This is a genomic window from Aromatoleum toluvorans, assembly GCF_012910905.1.
Lineage (GTDB): Bacteria > Pseudomonadota > Gammaproteobacteria > Burkholderiales > Rhodocyclaceae > Aromatoleum > Aromatoleum toluvorans.
In genome coordinates this window covers 21,917-38,216 of the sequence record NZ_WTVN01000032.1, presented here as the reverse complement: position 1 = coordinate 38,216, position 16,300 = coordinate 21,917, and the positions used below count along the sequence as shown (strand labels likewise).

Here is a 16,300-nt window from a genome sequence, read left to right as displayed (position 1 = left end):
TCATGTCGGGCTTGCAGGTACTGCTCGAACCGCTCGGCGCCGCTCTTGTGGAGCGGTAACGCTGGAGCGAGGCACTGCGTGGCCGCACCGTTTTTGATGAGCGGCAACGCCGACGAGGGCGCAGGGCAATTCCCGTGCCGCGCGCAACACTTGGTTACACCATCCGGCGTTCTTTTTCGTGGCGCTTTCCCCCAGCATGTGTGCATCACGCGGAACGCATATTCGTGAGCGGATGCATGACAACTTTGTCATATGCAATGTACCGAGAACCGCCAGTGTGGCGGCCCGAGCACCTCGCCCCGTTGCGGACAGTGCATATGAGCGTCGCGGGCTACGCCGTCCCCGCGTACTCGCCCTCTCGGAAGTGTTGGGGGCACTACCCCCAATATCGGTGGAAAACACCCAATTGCGGTGGGGAATTACCCGGATATGGGTTGCCGGGCGTCGCCCCGGAGAGTGGTGCCATCGGCCAGCAAGCATCTGTCGCAACGCCTCGCCGGCCGTGCGTGGAAGTTGCGCGGCGATTGCAGGGTAGGGCATTCTGCTTGCCGTGCAGCGCTTACCCACGCGGAGCGGGCGGATGACAAACTCGTCACCGCGTTCGATGAGCGTCATGGCGCCCATCACCGGCGCCTCCGCTTACTGCAAGGGCTGGCCCGAAGTCTCTCCCTCGAATCGCCGGCCTCGCCGGCAGTTACGGAATAACTGCATGACCAAAACCAGGGTGGTACTGCTGACGACGCTGGCGATGATCGCCTTTGCCGCCAACTCCCTGCTGTGCCGCCTGGCGTTGCGGGAAGCGCACATCGACGCTACGGGCTTCACGAGCATCCGTCTGGCTTCGGGGGCGCTCATCCTGTGGCTGATCGTGCGGTTGCGCGACGGCGCGTCCGCGTACCACGGGAACTGGCTTTCGGCGACCGCACTGTTCGCCTACGCGGCCGGTTTTTCCTTCGCCTACCTCACGTTGCCGGCCGGAGCCGGGGCCTTGCTGCTGTTCGGCGCGGTCCAGGCCACCATGATCGGCTACGGTCTGTGGCGGGGCGAACGATTGGGCATCGTGCAGTCGGGGGGGCTGGTGCTTGCGTTCGCGGGCCTGGTCATCCTGCTGCGGCCGGGGCTGTCGGCACCGCCACTGGAAGGTTCCCTGCTGATGATCGTGGCCGGTGTCGCCTGGGGCATCTATTCCCTGCGCGGCCGGGGCGGCAGCAATCCCGCCGCGAGTACCGGCGGCAACTTCATCCGCGCGCTGCCTTTCGCGGCGGTACTGAGTCTTCTGATGCTGCCGCAGCTCGACGCCGATGCCATGGGCGTCCTGTATGCCGTAGCGTCGGGCGCCCTGGCTTCCGGGCTGGGCTATGCCGTCTGGTATAGCGCCTTGCCCGGCCTGCAGGCGAGCAGCGCCGCGACGGTGCAACTGAGCGTGCCGGTCATTGCGACCCTGGGCGCCGCGCTGTTTCTCGACGAAGCCATCACCCCGCGCCTGATCCTGGCCTCCGTGGCGGTGCTGACGGGCATCGCCGCGGTGATCATGGGCCGGAAGCGGCAGTAAGCCGCCTCCGCTCAGGCCGCGGCAAGGCTCGCGGCCAGCGCCGCGCCCAGGTCGGCGATCAGGTCCTGCGGGTGCTCGATCCCCACGCTGAGGCGGATCAGTCCCTCGCCGATCCCGCTCCGCGCCCGCGCCTCCGGAGAAACGAAACTGTGCGTGGTGCTCGCTGGATGGCACGCGAGGCTGTCGACATCGCCCAGCGACACCGCCTGCGTGAACAGCTTCAGGTTGTCCAGCAGGGCCGCCGCCGCGCGACGAGTGCCTCGTGCCAGCTCGAACGACACGATACCGCCGTAGCCGCCGTCCATCTGCCGGCGCGCGAGCGCGTGCTGCGGGTGTGTCGCCAGCCCGGGATAGTGCGTCGCGGCAACCGCGGGATGCGCCGACAGGAAGGCGGCGACCTCGGCGGCGCCTTCACAATGTGCCGCCATGCGAAGGGGCAGGGTCTTGACGCCGCGCAGGATCAGGAAGGCCTCGTTCGGTGCGAGATTGCCGCCGACGTGCCCGAGGCCGGTTGCCCGCACCGGGGCGATCAGCCGCTCCGCGCCGGTGAGGACGCCGCCCGTGCTGTCGCCATGTCCGCCGAGGTATTTGGTCATCGAATGCATCACGAGATCGATGCCGTGTTCGAGCGGACGGGTCAGGCACGGCGAGCAGAATGTGTTGTCGGCGACCGTCGTGATGCCGCGCGCCCGTGCAAGCGCCGCGACGGCCGCCAGGTCGTGCAGGCGCAGCGTGGGGTTGGTCAGCGTCTCGACCCAGATCAGGCGCGTCGCGGGCGACAGGCTCGCTTCGAGCCCGCGCTCCGCGGCATCGACGACGCGAATGCCGAAACGCCCGCCGAACGCGTTGAACAGGCTTTCCGTTCCCCCGTAGAGCGGCCCGAGGAACACGATCTCGTCGCCGGGCGAGAGCAGGGCAAGGACGGTCGACGACACCGCGGCCGTGCCGCTGCTGAACGCCACCGCCGCCTCGGCGCCTTCCAGGTCGGCGATCTTGTCCTCGAGCGCCTTGACCGTCGGATTGGCGAAACGGCTGTAACGATAGCCGTCCGCCTCGCCGGCAAAGATCGCGGCACCGTTGCCGAGCGTGCCGTACGCGAAGGCGGATGTCTGGTTGATGGGTGTGGCAATCGCGCCGCTCGCGGGGTCAGGCTTCTGACCGGCATGAACGGCACGGGTACGCAGATGATGCATTGGGATGCTCCCGACTCGGAAGAATCCCCGAATTGTTGCACCAAAGATTTCCCGCGGGGCGCCGGATACGCGTTTTCGGCGCCGGCCTACAGACCGAAACGCGGGCGGAGCCTGGCGCCCAGCCAAGTGCCGGGAAGCACCGCCGCGAACCACAGCCAGCCGTGGAGGCTGGTCGAGGCCACCCCCGAGAGCAGCGCGCCGATCGTGCAGCCGAAGCCGATGCGCGCACCGTATCCCATCAGCAGCCCGCCCAGCACTGCCGCGATCACGGCGCCCGGACGCAGGTCGAAGCGCGGCGCCCAGCGCCCGGCCGCCAGCGCCGCACCCGCCGCCCCGAGCACGAGCCCGATATCCATCAGCGAGGTGACGTCGTCGAGGATTCCGCCGGCGAGGGCGGCCGACTGGAACGGCGCTTGCCAGAACGCTGCGCTCGCCGGCTCCCAGCCCAGCAGCATCGCCGCCTTCGCACCCCACAGTGCGTAGGCCCAGGTGATCGTCCACGGGTGGCCGGCTAGCAGTAGCGTTGCGAGGTTCAGGAACGCGAGCGCGACGAGGGCGATCCACGGCGTGCGTGCACGGTGCGCCGGCAAGGCAGGGGGGCGATGCGGACGCCCGAGCCGCCACCACCAGCCGGCGATCAGCGCCGCTTGCAACCCCGCGGCCTGCGGCCAGCCGAAGCGCTCGCCGAGCACGACGGTTTCGGCTGTGGGCAGCGCCGCCCACCAGTCCATGTGCAGGCTCGCGAGAAAGGAGCCGGCGCAGAAGCAAACGATCACGACCAGCATGCGACCGCTGCCGCCGCCGAGCGCGTAGAGCGTGCCCGATCCGCAGCCGCCGCCGAGCTGCATGCCGATGCCGAAGAGCAGGGCGCCGACGGCCACCTGCACCGCGACCGGAGCGGCCGCCGGCCCGAGCGGCTGGCCGAAGGCGTCGCCGGCGGCAAGTGCCGGAGCCAGCACGAGCGTCGTCAGCGCAAGCAGCGCCAGCGGTGCGCGTAGGGCGAGCGGATCGCGATCGACGACGAAGCGCCGCAAAGTGCCGGTGAAGCCGAACTCGCTCCGCAACAGCGTCACCCCGAGCAGCAGGCTCACCGCATACAGCGCGAGATGGCGCCCACCTTGCGCCGAATATGCGGCTGCGCCAACCGTTGCGGCGAGCGCGAGCCAGACGAATCCCGCGAACGGCCGCCGCAACCCGCGCGGCGCGACGAATTCAGCGGGCGGTGACACCGCCGATGGTTTCGAGGATCGGATCGAGCTCATGCGCCATCCCGTGCAAGCCTGCGGCCTTCTGTACTACAGGACGCCCTGCTCAGGGCGTCACGTCGTCCCTGCCTTCACGCAGCCGGTTTGCCGCCTTGTGCAGGAATTCGAGGTGCTTCCCGTAGTTGTTGCAGCCGATGCATGCCATCCTGTGCAGCGTCAGCGCAAGGCGTTCGCGCAGCGTCAAGTTTCGCTCGTACCCTTCGGACAAGAGGCGGGTCACCTCCTTGCAGTTCATCATGTGGCGGCCTCTCCGTGGAACCAGCGGTTCTCCAGACATGCGCGCAGGCCGAGGCGGGCGCGGTGCAGGATCACCCAGCAATTGCCGGTGGTGATGCCAAGTTGTCGACAGATCTCACCGGTATCGAGCTCGAGGAATTCCCGCATCATGTAGACACGCGCGATGTGGGCCGGCAGATGGTCGAGACAGGCTTCAAACACTGCCCAGAATTCCTTCTGCGAAAACGACGCCTCCGGGTCGGACCACGTGGCCGGCCGGTCCTCGGGATTCCAGAAGCCACGCCGGTCGAAGAGGGCGTCGAAGTCCTCCATGCAGCCATCCGGGCCCGTCGCATCGACGAGGTCCGCGCCGCAGATCTCGCGCGACGAGGCGCGCAGGTGATCGACGATCTTGTGTCTCAGGATCCCGAACACCCAGGTCTTGAGCGCCGCCCGCCCGGCGAAGCTTTCCGCATGGCTCATCGCGGCGAAGAGCGCCTCCTGCACCATGTCCTCGGCGGCACCGGCGTCGCGCAGCTGCAACTGCGCAAACCGCAGCATGTCGCGGCGGATCAGCGCGATGGCCGGATCGTCCCACAGGATTTCCCTCGCTCGTGCGTCGTTTGTGGTCATCGCTTGTCGGTCGCGGTCGCCATCACGGATTCTTCAGATGATCCTTATACCCCTTCTGCCGAGGCCGGACCTGCGGAAAGCATCGCGGCGACGGCCCTCCGGGACCGATTCGTTATCAGGCACGACCCACCGACCACAAAACAGGGGGTCATGGGCATTCGTCGTGCCAGGCGGCGAATCCTTACAGCCGCACGGATCGATCATCGTCCAAACATCACGGGGCCGGCCGTTGCGCGGTGGCCAGGGCCTGCCGCGACTCGTACAGCACGTAACCGGAAGCTTCGGCCTGCCTGAGGGCGGCGCTCAAGGCCTCGCGGCCCTTGATGAAGTCCGGGTCGCGCAGGGTCGCGCGGTAGAACTCGGCGTAGAAGGCATCCGGTTCGACGCGGACACGCGCGACGAGTGCCACCGCCGTGGCGGCGAGCGGCCGGCTGTAGCGATAGCGGCGCAACTCGTCGGGCAGGAGGCGGGTATCGGAACGCTCCTCTGAAAGGTCCAGGCTCACGTCGCGCCCGATCACATGACGCTCGAGCGTCTCCGGGAGCAGGGCACCGTCCTGGCCCGCCTGGCCGATCTCGACGATGACCCGCGGCGTGACGTAGGTCGGAAAGGCATGGCCGACGCCGCGGCTGGCGATCGTGAATCCGGCCGTCACCCGGCCTGCGGCGATCGAAGGCTCCGGAAATTCCATCGCGACCCCCGACTTCACCATTTCGGGGTCGTGGATGCCACGCCACAGGTGGCGCCGGTCGGGCATGTGGCACGACTGGCAGCTGCGATTCTCGCGGCCATAGCGGCTTTCCCGCCATTCCTCGTAGGTGTTCTCCAGCAGCTTGCCATTGAGGCTGTAGCCGTCGGGCTCGAACTGATGACACGCGGCGCAGAAGCGCGAATCCTCGAAGGCCGCCGCGACCTGCCAGCCGTCGTGCGGTAGCACGACTCCGGCCGCCGGTCCGCTGCCGTCACGGCGCGCCGGACCGAATCGTTGATTCTGCCGGACATGACAGCCGGCGCACGTCAGGCCGTCGGTGAAAGCAGCGCCGTCGGGCCGCGAAGGAGCTGTCCTGGTCCCTGCCAGGAACTGCTGCAGGTCGGTTTGCTGTTCGGCAAGCGGCGCATGGCAACGCAGGCACGCCTGATGATCGTCGACGGCCCCTGCATCCATCTCCTGCAGCTGGCCCACCAGCCCCGGGCCCATCGCCTTGCTGTGCAGCGCCGTCTGCCAGTCCTCGAACTGGCGTACGTGGCACTGCCCGCATGCTGACGGGGCGAGCGAAACCTCCAACGGGCCGAACCCCGCAGGAGGTGTCCCCTGGGGCGCGAGCGGACGTGCCCAATGCTGTTTCAGGAACGACTGATCATCGACCGCCGGCAACGCCGCGGGCGACGGGGACGAACTGCGATCGGGACCACAGGCCGTCAGCATGAGCGTCAGCGCCAATGCGACGCACTCGACCGGCCGGCTCCCGATCGCCATGGCCGCTTATTTCTTGGCCGCGCAAGGGTTGGCGGCCTTCGCCGCGCACGGATTCTTGGCGTCGCACGGGTTCTTGGCAGCGCACGGGTTGGCGGTCTTCGCGGCGCAGGGGTTGGCGACTTTCTTCTTGGCGTCGCCGGAAGACTTGGCCGCGCAGGGGTTCTTTGCCGCGCACGGGTTCATCGTCTTCGCCGCACAAGGGTTGGCGGCGGCGCCTTCGGCCGCTCCCACGGGCAGTGCAAAGGCAGCAGCGGCAAGTGCAGCCAGCCCGAGCGACACGGTCTTGCGGGATAAGGTCTTCATGAGAAATCCTTTTCGTCGAGAGAATGGATGTGAACGCCTTTGCAGGCAGGACACACATCATGCGGTCCCGATGCTTGGTCGAACGGTAACGCAGATTCCTTACAAGCAGTTGCTACACGGACGCTGCGCAAGCGCATTTCATGCGAAGATCCGTGCCCGGAACGCTTCAAGGCGCGAAACCGTGCGACTCCGGTCCGGAGTACCGCGCCGCGGTCGCTGCCGTACCGACGCACGGAGGTCCCTTGCTGGATCGGTTACTAAGGCGCACGCTTGGCGGCCGAGGCCTCGCGCGGCGCATCTACTTCGCATTTCTCGCTGCCGCGGCCATCCCTACCGGCATTGCCGGCATCATCGGCGTGACGCTTTCGGTCTACCAGTTGCGCGAAGAAACCCTGCGCCATCTGGGGCAGGAAGTGTCCGTTCGGGCGAATGGCGTGTCGCTCTTCTTCAATCAACTCTCCGCGGAGTTGCGCTATCTGGCCGAAGCGCCGGCTCTCGCGGAGTTGCGCAGCGCGATCCGGCAGGGAGACAACTCCCGCACACGAGCAGCCACGCAGCGTCTGGAGCACGACTACAGTGCGCTCGCGTCGACCTATCCGCATATCTATCAGATCCGTTTCCTCAGCCGCGACGGCCAGGAGCGCGTGCGCGTCGACCGGCGCGGCCATGACGTGGTCGTGGTCTCGAAGGCAGGCCTGCAGGACAAATCCGATCGTTACTATTTCCGCGAGGCGGTGCAGCTCGAACCCGGCAGCCTGTATGTCTCTCCGCTCGACCTGAACGTCGAGTTCGGCCGGATCGAAACCCCGGAGCGTCCGGTCGTGCGGGTCGCGGTCGCGCTCGGCGAACGGGGAGAGCGTACCGACAGCATCCTGGTGGTGAATCTCGATGCCGACATCCTGCTCGCACAGATCGAGCAGATGGCGGTTGCACGCAGTGGTACGGCGTATCTGTTCGATCGCTCCGGACATTTTCTGTCGAGGTCGCGCGAAGCCGCATCAGGCTTCGCGATGAAGTCGGTCGATGTCCTCAAGGACGTGTTCGGCGCGTCACATCTTGCGGCGGTCGTGAGCGGACGCGAGGGAACGATGATGACCGGTCAACGGATTGTTGCGTATGCACCGGTCGAATTCGGCGCGGCCTATCCCGACACGAAGGGGGGACGCTGGGTGATCGCGGTGGACGTGGCGCAACAGACGCTGTTCTTTTCCATCGTCAACCTGTACGTCCTGTATGCCGTGCTCGTTGTCGCAATGATCGTGACGGCGATCGGCGGATACGCGTTGTCCCGCCGCCTTCTGGGTCCCGTGGACGCCCTGGCGCAGGAGACGGAAGCGATCGCCGGCGGGGATTTCACGCGACGCGTGAGCATTTCGGGCGACGACGAAATCGCGGACCTCGGCACCAAGTTCAACGCGATGACCGATCGCCTCTCCGAGCTTTACGGGAAACTCGCCGCGCATCGTGACCGGCTCGAGGATGAGGTCGGCGCCCGAACGCGGGAACTCGTGCACGAGCGCGCCTGGCTTGCGGCGATCATTCAACACACCGGCGACGGCATCCTGGTCGTTGGCGAAGACGGCGATATCACGCTGGCAAACGGCGCAGCACGGGAGCTCCTCGGCTTCCATGCCGACGTGGCCGGTGCTCGTCTGGCGGAATTCTGGAGCGAATGGCCTGGCATCGCCGTCGATGTCGCGGACGACATGCCCACGCGTCGCGATCTGAAGGCACGGGGGAGGGTGCTTGCGCTGTCGATCACCTCGGTGCGCGATGTCGGTGGCGGCCGCTCGTTCGTGGTCGTTGCGCGCGACATCAGCGAGGAGCGGCGCCTGCAGGATGAGCGCCGCGAGCTCGACCGCCAGATGTTCCAGATGGACAAGATGGCGACGATGGGCGAACTCGCGATGGGGCTCGCGCACGAGATCGGCAATCCACTGGCGGGCATGAAGGCCGTCGCACAGGCCCTGCAGTACGAGGAGGACCTGCCCCCCGGCGTATTCGAGGCACTGCGTCGCCTGGAAGGAGAAACGGACCGACTCTCGGATTTCCTGCGCACCTTCCACGGCTTCGCCGCGCCCACCACGCCCGATCTGCGCGCGACACCACTGGGCGAGACACTGGCCGACATCCTGTTCTGGACGCGCAAGGAGGCGCGCAACCAGAAGGTCGAGATCACCACGCACATCCCCGACGTGCTGCCGCCACTGCGCGCTGACCCCGCGCAGCTCAAGCAGGTGCTGCTGAACCTCGTCATCAATGCGCTGCGCGCGCAGCCCGACGGCGGCAGCGTCGACATCGCGGCCGAAGCGGACGGCGGGCGCGTACGCATCGACGTGCGCGACAGCGGGTCGGGCATCCCGGAGACGCTGCAGCGGCGCATCTTCGAGCCCTTCTTCACGACTCGCGAGGGCGGCTCGGGCCTCGGCCTGTCCATCGTGCACAAGATCGTGCAGGAGCACGGGGCCGAAATCGCCGTGAGCAGCGACGGACGGCATGGAAGCTGCTTCACGCTGCTGTGGCCAATACATTCCGCGAGCGGGCATGAGCAACACCATCCTGATCATTGAAGACGACGAGACCCTGCGCCTGACCCTGCTGGGCCTGCTGTCGCGCAAGGGTTACGAAGTGCAGGCCGCCGCCTGCGGCCTCGACGGGCTGGCGCTCGCGCGCGAGACGCGCTTCGGGCTGATCCTGCTCGACCTGCGCCTGCCCGACATTCCCGGACTGGAGGTGATCGCACGCCTGCACGAGTTCGAGGAGGACGCGCTGGTCGTGACGATGACGGCCTACCCCGAGGTGCGCACAGCGGTCGCGGCACTGAAGGCGGGGGCTTACGACTACATCAACAAGCCATTCGACCTCGACGACCTCGACAGCCTGATCCGGCGGGCCTTCGAGACGCGCCAACTGCGGCGCGAGGTCGAATGGCGCCGCGCGCAGGCGGGCGGAGACGTCGTGCCCGGGCTGATCGGTGACAGCGCCGCGTTCCGCGAGCTGCTCGAGACGACGCGCAAGATCGCCGCCGCGGGGCGCGTGCCGGCGCTGATCCTCGGCGAGTCGGGCACCGGCAAGGAACACATCGCGCAGTCGATCCACAGCCTGTCGGCCCGCGCCGCGGGACCGTGGGTGACGCTGAACTGCTCGGCGCTGCCCGAAGGGCTGCTCGAATCGGAGATGTTCGGCCACGAGAAGGGCGCCTTCACGGACGCGCGCCAGGCCAAGAAGGGCCTGCTCGAACTGGCCGACGGCGGCACGCTGTTCCTCGACGAGGTCGGCGACCTGTCGCCCGCCCTGCAGCCGAAGCTGCTGCGCGTGCTCGAGACGCAGACCTTCCGCCGCCTGGGCGGCAGCAAGGAGATCCGCGTCGACGTGCGCTTCGTCGCCGCGACGCACCGCAACCTGCCCGCGATGGTCCGCGACGGCGGCTTCCGCGAGGATCTCTTCTACCGCCTCAACGTCGGCAGCATTGCCGTGCCACCGCTGCGCGAACGCGCCGCCGACATCCTGCCGCTGGCGCGCCACTTCCTGGAGCAGGCCGCGCTGCATCTGGGCATGGCGAGCCCGGCGATCCAGTCGGAGGTCATGTCGCGCCTGCTCGCCTACCGCTGGCCCGGCAACATCCGCGAGCTGCGCAACGTGATGGAGCGCGCCGCGATCCTTGCGTCCGACGGCGTCATCACCGTCGAGCAACTGCCCTTCGGCCACGCGCCCGCACCCGCACGCGGGGAGAGCGCCGCGACGGCGGGCGAGGGCGCGGCCACCATGTCGCTGGCCGCGGTGGAGCGCCAGCACATCCTGCGCGTACTGGAGCACGCTGCCGGCAACAAGACGCGCGCGGCCGAGATCCTCGGCATCACCCGGCTCACGCTGCGCACCAAGCTGCGCGAATACGAGCTGCGACCGGGCGCGGGCGAAGGTGACGAGGATGGTTTTCAACCGGTCAAAAACTGATCGCCCGATCAATTTCCAACCACCGGCCGTTTTTCCAATTCCGCCAGCAAACCCATGATTTTTTGAATCTTTCATGTGCCATGGAAGATGGCACAGGGCTTGCAATACCCCTTGTAGCAGTTGGGTTTTTCTTCGTGCAAGGGGAAATCATGAATACGACGAACAACACGCGTACGGGGCGCCTCCTCGCTGCCTGCAGCATGGCTGCGGCGGCCTGGTTGCTCCCTCACGGCGCCCAGGGGGCCGCTCCCGACCTCGCGCCGATGCCCGAGGTGAAGCCGGGCAACACCGCGATGATCGAACTCGGCAAATACTTCTTCTTCGACCGCCGCCTGTCCGGCGACTGGGGCAGGTCCTGCGCGTCCTGTCACGACCCGGCCAAGGGCTGGGGCGACGGCCAGGCGCTGTCGACCGGCTATCCGTCGATGGAGTATTTCCGCAACGTCCCCACGGTACTCAATGCGAAGCACCGGCAGCGCTTTCTGTGGGATGGTCGCCTCGACGGCTCCGACGCCGGCACCCTCGTGCGCGACATGATCACCGAGACGCACACGATGAACATGGACGGGCGCCTGATGCAGGAGCGCCTGAAGCAGGTGCCCGAGTACGACGCGCTGTGGAAGAAGTGGCGCAACGACGACATCAACGGCATGCGCGTGTTCAACGTCATCGGCGAGTTCATCCGCAGCCTCGAGACCACGAATGCGCCCTTCGACCGCTTCGCGAAGGGCGACGCCGACGCGATCAGCGCCGAGGCCAAGGAAGGCTACGCGCTGTTCAAGGGCAAGGCGGGCTGCGTCGCCTGCCACAACGGTCCGATCGGCTCCGACGGCAAGCTGCACAGGACCGGCGTGCCCGAGCATCCGGACGTGCTCGCCAACCCGTTGCGCACGATCACGATGCTGCGCCACTACGCCACCAGCGGCATGCCGAACTACATGAGCGCACGCACCGACGTCGGTGCCTACGCGATCACCAAGAAGCCCGCCGACATCGGCAAATTCCAGACCGCACAGCTGCGCGACCTGAAATACACCGCGCCCTACATGCACAACGGCGTGTTCGCGACGCTCGACGAGGTCGTCGCGTTCTACAACCGGGGCGGTGACGAGGGCTCCGTGCTGAAGCCGCTGAACCTCTCGGTCGGCGAACAGAAGGCGCTCGTGGCCTTCCTGCTGACGCTGTCGGGCGATCCGGTCGTCGTCACGAACCCCGGCCAGCCCGACATGCAGGTCCGTACTTTCGGCAAGAACTGAGGGACGCACGATGAAAACCCGCACAACGCTCAAGCTCTCGGCGATCGCCGCCTCCTTCGCGGCGCTGCTCACTGCGACGGCCGCCACCGGCCAGACCTTCCCGCCGCTCGCGCCGCTGCCGCCGGTCTCGCCCCCCAAGGACAACCCGCAGTCCCCGGAAAAGATCGCACTCGGCAAGCAGCTCTTCTGGGACGCCCGCCTGTCGGGCGACGGCTCGATGCCCTGCGTCTCCTGCCACCTGCCGGCGCTCGGCTGGGGCGACAACAACGCGCTGTCGCGCGGCTACCCCGGCACCAAGCACTGGCGCAACTCGCAGACCATCATCAACTCGGCCTACTACAACAAGCTATTCTGGGAAGGCAGCGTCACCAGCCTGGAAACGCAGGCCGCAGCAGCTGCGGAAGGCGGCATCGCCGGCAACGGCGACCCCTCGGTGATGGAGATGCGCCTGCGCTTCATCCCCGAGTACGTCGAGTCGTTCAGGAAAGTGTTCGGCGCGGAATGGCCGCGCATGAACGACGCCTATCGCGCGATCTCGGCCTACCAGCGCACCGTCGTGTCGGACGCATCGAAAGTGCCCTTCGACCGCTACATGAACGGCGACAAGAAAGCACTTAACGCCGCGCAGAAACGCGGCATGGCGCTCTTCAACGGCAAGGCCGGCTGCATCCAGTGCCACAACGGCGCGCTCGCCTCGGACCAGCAGTTCCACGACCTCGGGCTGACCGACCACCCCGGCTTCAAGGACGACCCGCTGCTGCAGGTCACCCACCGCTGGCAGCACTACCAGAAGGGCGTGAGCGAGAACCGCTACCGCAACGCCGACCGCGACTACGGCCTGTTCTACGTGACGAAAAATCCCAAGGATGCCGGCAAGTTCCGCACCCCGTCGCTGCGCGAAGTGAAATACACCGCGCCCTACATGCACAACGGCGTGTTCACGACGCTCGACGAGGTGGTCGAGTTCTACGACCGCGGCGGCGAAGCGGGCACCAACAAGAGCCCGCTGATCAAGGCGCTCGGCCTGACCGCGCAGCAGAAGAAGGACCTCGTCGCCTTCATCGAGGCGCTGTCGATGACCGAGCCGCTGATCCACGACGACCCCAAGCTGCCGGGCGACTACCAGCCGCTGCCGGCGCCGGCGAAATGAGGAGCCGAACATGAGCCACAAGACGATCCAGATCCAGTCGGCCCCCGAGCACGACCACGGCCACGACCATCACCACGAGGGCGGGCGCGCGTGCATGAGCCGGCGCAGCTTCCTGCTCTCCGGCGGCGCCTTCCTCGCGCTCGTCGGCCTGGGCGGCGTGCCCGGTTTCGCCGAAGCCGCGCAGCTCCTGAAGGCGGGCTATCCGCGCCAGAAGATTGGCAGCCTGTCGGCGCTGAAGGCCGGCGAGCCGATCAGCTTCAACTATCCCTACGCCGACGTGCGCAACATCCTCGTCAAGCTTGGCGTGGAGGCGGGCGGCGGCATCGGCCCGCAGAAGGACATCGTCGCGTTCAACCAGCAATGCACGCACATGGGCGGCCCGCTCGACGGCACCTACAAACCCAAACACCAGGTGCTCGGCCCCTGTCCGCTACACCTGACGACCTTCGACCTGACGCGCCACGGCATGGTCGCTTCGGGTCACGCCACCGAGAGCCTGCCGCAGATCATGCTCGAAGTGCAGGGTGACGACATCTATGCGGTCGGCGTGATGGGCCTGGTCTATGGCTACAGCACCATGACGGCCGCGGGCCGCGCGTGAAGGAGATCGAGATGAGCAAGCAAGACAGCTACAAGGCCCCCGACTTCGTGCCCCTGCCGCCGAAGGACGCGGACGTCCTCACGACCGCCTGCGACTACTGCACCATCGCCTGCGGCTACAAGGTGTATCGCTGGCCGGTGGGCAAGGACGGCGGGGCGAAGGCCGCGCAGAACGCGCTCGGCGCCGACTTTCCGCACCAGATGATGATGTCTTCGTGGGTCAGCCCGGCGATGCACAACGTCGTCACGCACAAGGGCAAGCCGCACCACGTCGTCGTGGTGCCCGACAAGGACGCGACCGTGGTCAACATCGGCGGCAACCACTCGATCCGCGGCGGCACGCTGGCCGAAAAGTGCTACAACCCGTCGAATCGCACCCGCGAGCGCCTGCAGCACCCGATGCTGCGCGTGAACGGCCAGCTCACCCCGGTGAGCTGGGACCTCGCGACCGAGGTCATGGCCGACATCTCGAAGTACATCCTGGCGAAGTACGGCGAGCACGCGTGGGGTGTGAAGTCGCATTCCTACCAGTACTTCGAGAACGTCTACGCGATCACCAAGCTCGCGATGACCTCGGTGGGCACGCCCTCGTTCGCGTGGCACGACAAGTGTTCCGCGACCAACGACGCAACCGGTCTCGACGACGCGGGCATCGACTCCTTCGCGTCGAGCTACGAGGACTGGGCGATGTGCGACGTCGCCTTCCTGTCCGGCGTCGATCCCTACGAGACCAAGACCACGCTGTTTACCTCGCACATGATGCCGGGGGACAAGAAGTTCATCTTCGTCACGCCGCACAAGACGATGGGGGTCGCCTGGTCGATCCGCGAAGGCCGCGGCCTGTGGCTGCCGGTCATCCCCGGCACCGACACGGTGCTGCACATGGCGCTCGCGCGCATCATCATCGAGAACAACTGGCAGGACCAGGCGTTCATCGACAAGTGGATCGCCAAACCCTGGGAAGTCGACTCCGGCTACGGCCGCGGCACACGCAATACTGGCTGGCAGTGGCGCACGACCTGGGGCACCTGGCAGAGCGACTGGGAGGACTACAAGAAATTCATCGTCGCACAGGAAGAATCGAAGCTCGACGTCGCGGCGAAGATCACCGGCCTGAACCCCGACGATATCCGCAAGGCCGCCGAGTGGATCGCCAAGCCCAAGGCCGATGGCAGCATGCCGAAGACCTCGTTCATGTGCGAGAAGGGCAATTACTGGTCCAACAACTACATGAACACGACGTCCTTCGCGTCGCTCGGGCTGATCTGCGGCTCGGGCAACCGCCCCGGGCGCATGATCTCGCGCGGCGGCGGCCACCAGCGCGGCGGCCTGTCGGCCGGCGGCGGCTCGGGCTGGCTGTCCCCGGAAAAGTATCCCGGACGGCGCAAGAAGGATTTCAACCTCGACCTGTGGCTCACGCAAGGCAAGCTGCGTTTCGCGTGGGTCATCGGCACCACCTGGGTCGCAGCGATGATGGGCTCCAACGCGCTGGCCGAGAAGATGCGCGAGCTCACCGCGCAGAACCCGCACCAGATCACGAGCCTGGACCGCGCCGCGATCTTCGAGACGCTCAAGAAGCGCGTCGATTCGGGCGGCATGGTGATGGCCAACTCCGACCTCTACCCGGTCGTGCCGGTCGGCACCGAGTTCGCCGACATCGTGTTCCCGGTCGCCTCGTGGGGCGAGGACAACTTCACCCGCTGCAACTCCGAGCGCCGGTTGCGCCTGTACAGCAAGTTCTACGACGCGCCGGGCGAGGCCAAGCCCGACTGGTGGATCGTGCAGAAGTTCGCGCACAAGATGGGCTTCGACAAGGATGGCAGCTACGCATGGAAGGATTCCAACGACGTGTTCGAGGAAGCGGCCCGCTTCTCGCGCACCGGCGTGCTGAACTACCACCCGCTCGCGATGCAGGCCAAGGAGAAGGGCATCAAGGCGCAGGAACTGCTGCGCAGCTACGGGACGACCGGCATCCAGACTCCGATCCGCGTCAGGGACGGCAAGCTCGTCGGCACCCAGCGCCTGCACGACCCGGCCAACGACTGGGGCGAGATGGAAGGGCCCGAAGTGCAGATCCCCGCGCTGTACGCCTTCAACACCCAGAGCGGCAAGGCGGTCCTGCTCAAGTCGCCGTGGAAGTACGCCGGCTGGATCCAGTTCTACGAAGCGGTGAAGCCACGCGCGGAGAAGGACGAGCTGTGGGTGACGAACGGGCGCGTGAACGAGACCTGGCAGTCGGGCTTCGACGATCTGCGCAAGCCCTACCTGTCGCAGCGCTGGCCGGAAGCCTTCCTGTTCATCCATCCGGATGACGCGGCCAAACGCGGCATCGAATCGGGCGACTACGTCGAGGTCGTCAACGACACCGTGTATGTACAGACCGGCCAGCCGCAGGGCGTGCTCGACGCGGATCTGAACTTCAACGACCTGATGCGCGATGGTCACATCACGACCACGGTCGGCCGCTTCCGCACCGTCGCGATCGTCTCCGACGAGATGCGCCCGGGCGTCGCGAAGGCGAACTTCAACTTCCCGAAGTCGCCCGCCAACGCCGTGGTCTCGGCGGTGCCGGACCCGATGACAAACAACTACCGCTACAAGCTCGGCCGCGGCGCTGTGAGCAAGGTCGGGGAATCGCCGTACAAGCATGAGTTCGCACGGATGAGCCTCAAGCCGCGCAACATCGTCTGATCGACCCCGT

Annotated in this window: 13 protein-coding genes; 7 read left to right on the top strand and 6 right to left on the bottom strand. The window is 66.9% G+C overall.

Translation table 11 applies throughout. From position 1 onward, the window contains the following. The first annotated feature begins 709 nt into the window (after positions 1 to 709). The gene (locus GPA22_RS17820; RefSeq protein ID WP_169257406.1) at positions 710 to 1,552 is read left to right on the top strand and encodes a DMT family transporter; all 843 of its coding nucleotides are present in this window, start codon (positions 710 to 712) and stop codon (positions 1,550 to 1,552) included. A gap of 11 nt (positions 1,553 to 1,563) precedes the next feature. On the opposite strand, the gene GPA22_RS17815 is transcribed toward GPA22_RS17820, so the two are convergent. The 6 genes from GPA22_RS17815 to GPA22_RS17790 all read right to left on the bottom strand — a co-directional run bounded on the left by GPA22_RS17815 (position 1,564) and on the right by GPA22_RS17790 (position 6,639). Then, a complete protein-coding gene (locus GPA22_RS17815) occupies positions 1,564 to 2,745 on the bottom strand; it encodes a trans-sulfuration enzyme family protein (protein WP_169257405.1) in 1,182 nt (393 codons plus the stop codon). Between the two features lie 86 nt (positions 2,746 to 2,831). Beyond that, a complete protein-coding gene (locus tag GPA22_RS17810; protein WP_169257404.1) occupies positions 2,832 to 4,007 on the bottom strand; it encodes a YeeE/YedE family protein in 1,176 nt (391 codons plus the stop codon). Between the two features lie 49 nt (positions 4,008 to 4,056). Then, positions 4,057 to 4,248 carry an anti-sigma factor family protein gene (locus GPA22_RS17805; protein ID WP_169257403.1) on the bottom strand — a complete coding sequence of 64 codons (192 nt, stop codon included), beginning with the start codon at positions 4,246 to 4,248 and terminating at the stop codon, positions 4,057 to 4,059. Continuing rightward, positions 4,245 to 4,859, bottom strand: a complete 615-nt coding sequence (locus GPA22_RS17800; RefSeq protein ID WP_169257402.1) for a sigma-70 family RNA polymerase sigma factor — start codon at positions 4,857 to 4,859, stop codon at positions 4,245 to 4,247. Before GPA22_RS17800 ends, GPA22_RS17805 begins: the two co-directional genes overlap by 4 nt. Before the next feature lie 214 nt (positions 4,860 to 5,073). Continuing rightward, positions 5,074 to 6,336, bottom strand: coding sequence for a multiheme c-type cytochrome (locus GPA22_RS17795; protein ID WP_169257401.1), 1,263 nt, complete (start codon positions 6,334 to 6,336; stop codon positions 5,074 to 5,076). A 6-nt stretch (positions 6,337 to 6,342) separates the two neighbouring features. Then, positions 6,343 to 6,639, bottom strand: a complete 297-nt coding sequence (locus GPA22_RS17790; protein ID WP_169257400.1) for a hypothetical protein — start codon at positions 6,637 to 6,639, stop codon at positions 6,343 to 6,345. Between the two features lie 242 nt (positions 6,640 to 6,881). Between GPA22_RS17790 and GPA22_RS17785 the strand changes: the two genes are divergently transcribed. From GPA22_RS17785 to GPA22_RS17760, 6 genes are all read left to right on the top strand, one after another. Continuing rightward, on the top strand, positions 6,882 to 9,209 hold the full coding sequence (locus GPA22_RS17785) for a PAS domain-containing sensor histidine kinase (protein ID WP_169257399.1): 2,328 nt from the start codon (positions 6,882 to 6,884) through the stop codon (positions 9,207 to 9,209). Next, entirely contained in the window at positions 9,184 to 10,593 is a 1,410-nt protein-coding gene (locus GPA22_RS17780) for a sigma-54-dependent transcriptional regulator (RefSeq protein WP_169257398.1), read from the top strand. The genes GPA22_RS17785 and GPA22_RS17780 overlap by 26 nt, the downstream gene beginning before the upstream one ends. Before the next feature lie 149 nt (positions 10,594 to 10,742). Then, positions 10,743 to 11,849, top strand: coding sequence for a cytochrome-c peroxidase (locus tag GPA22_RS17775; RefSeq protein WP_169257397.1), 1,107 nt, complete (start codon positions 10,743 to 10,745; stop codon positions 11,847 to 11,849). A 10-nt stretch (positions 11,850 to 11,859) separates the two neighbouring features. Further along, the gene (locus GPA22_RS17770) at positions 11,860 to 12,999 is read left to right on the top strand and encodes a cytochrome-c peroxidase (protein WP_169257396.1); all 1,140 of its coding nucleotides are present in this window, start codon (positions 11,860 to 11,862) and stop codon (positions 12,997 to 12,999) included. Positions 13,000 to 13,009: 10 nt separating this feature from the next. Next, positions 13,010 to 13,600: an arsenate reductase (azurin) small subunit gene (locus GPA22_RS17765; RefSeq protein WP_169257395.1), complete on the top strand. Its 591-nt coding sequence runs from the start codon at positions 13,010 to 13,012 to the stop codon at positions 13,598 to 13,600. An 11-nt stretch (positions 13,601 to 13,611) separates the two neighbouring features. After that, entirely contained in the window at positions 13,612 to 16,290 is a 2,679-nt protein-coding gene (locus GPA22_RS17760) for an arsenate reductase (azurin) large subunit (protein WP_169257394.1), read from the top strand. Positions 16,291 to 16,300: the final 10 nt, after the last annotated feature.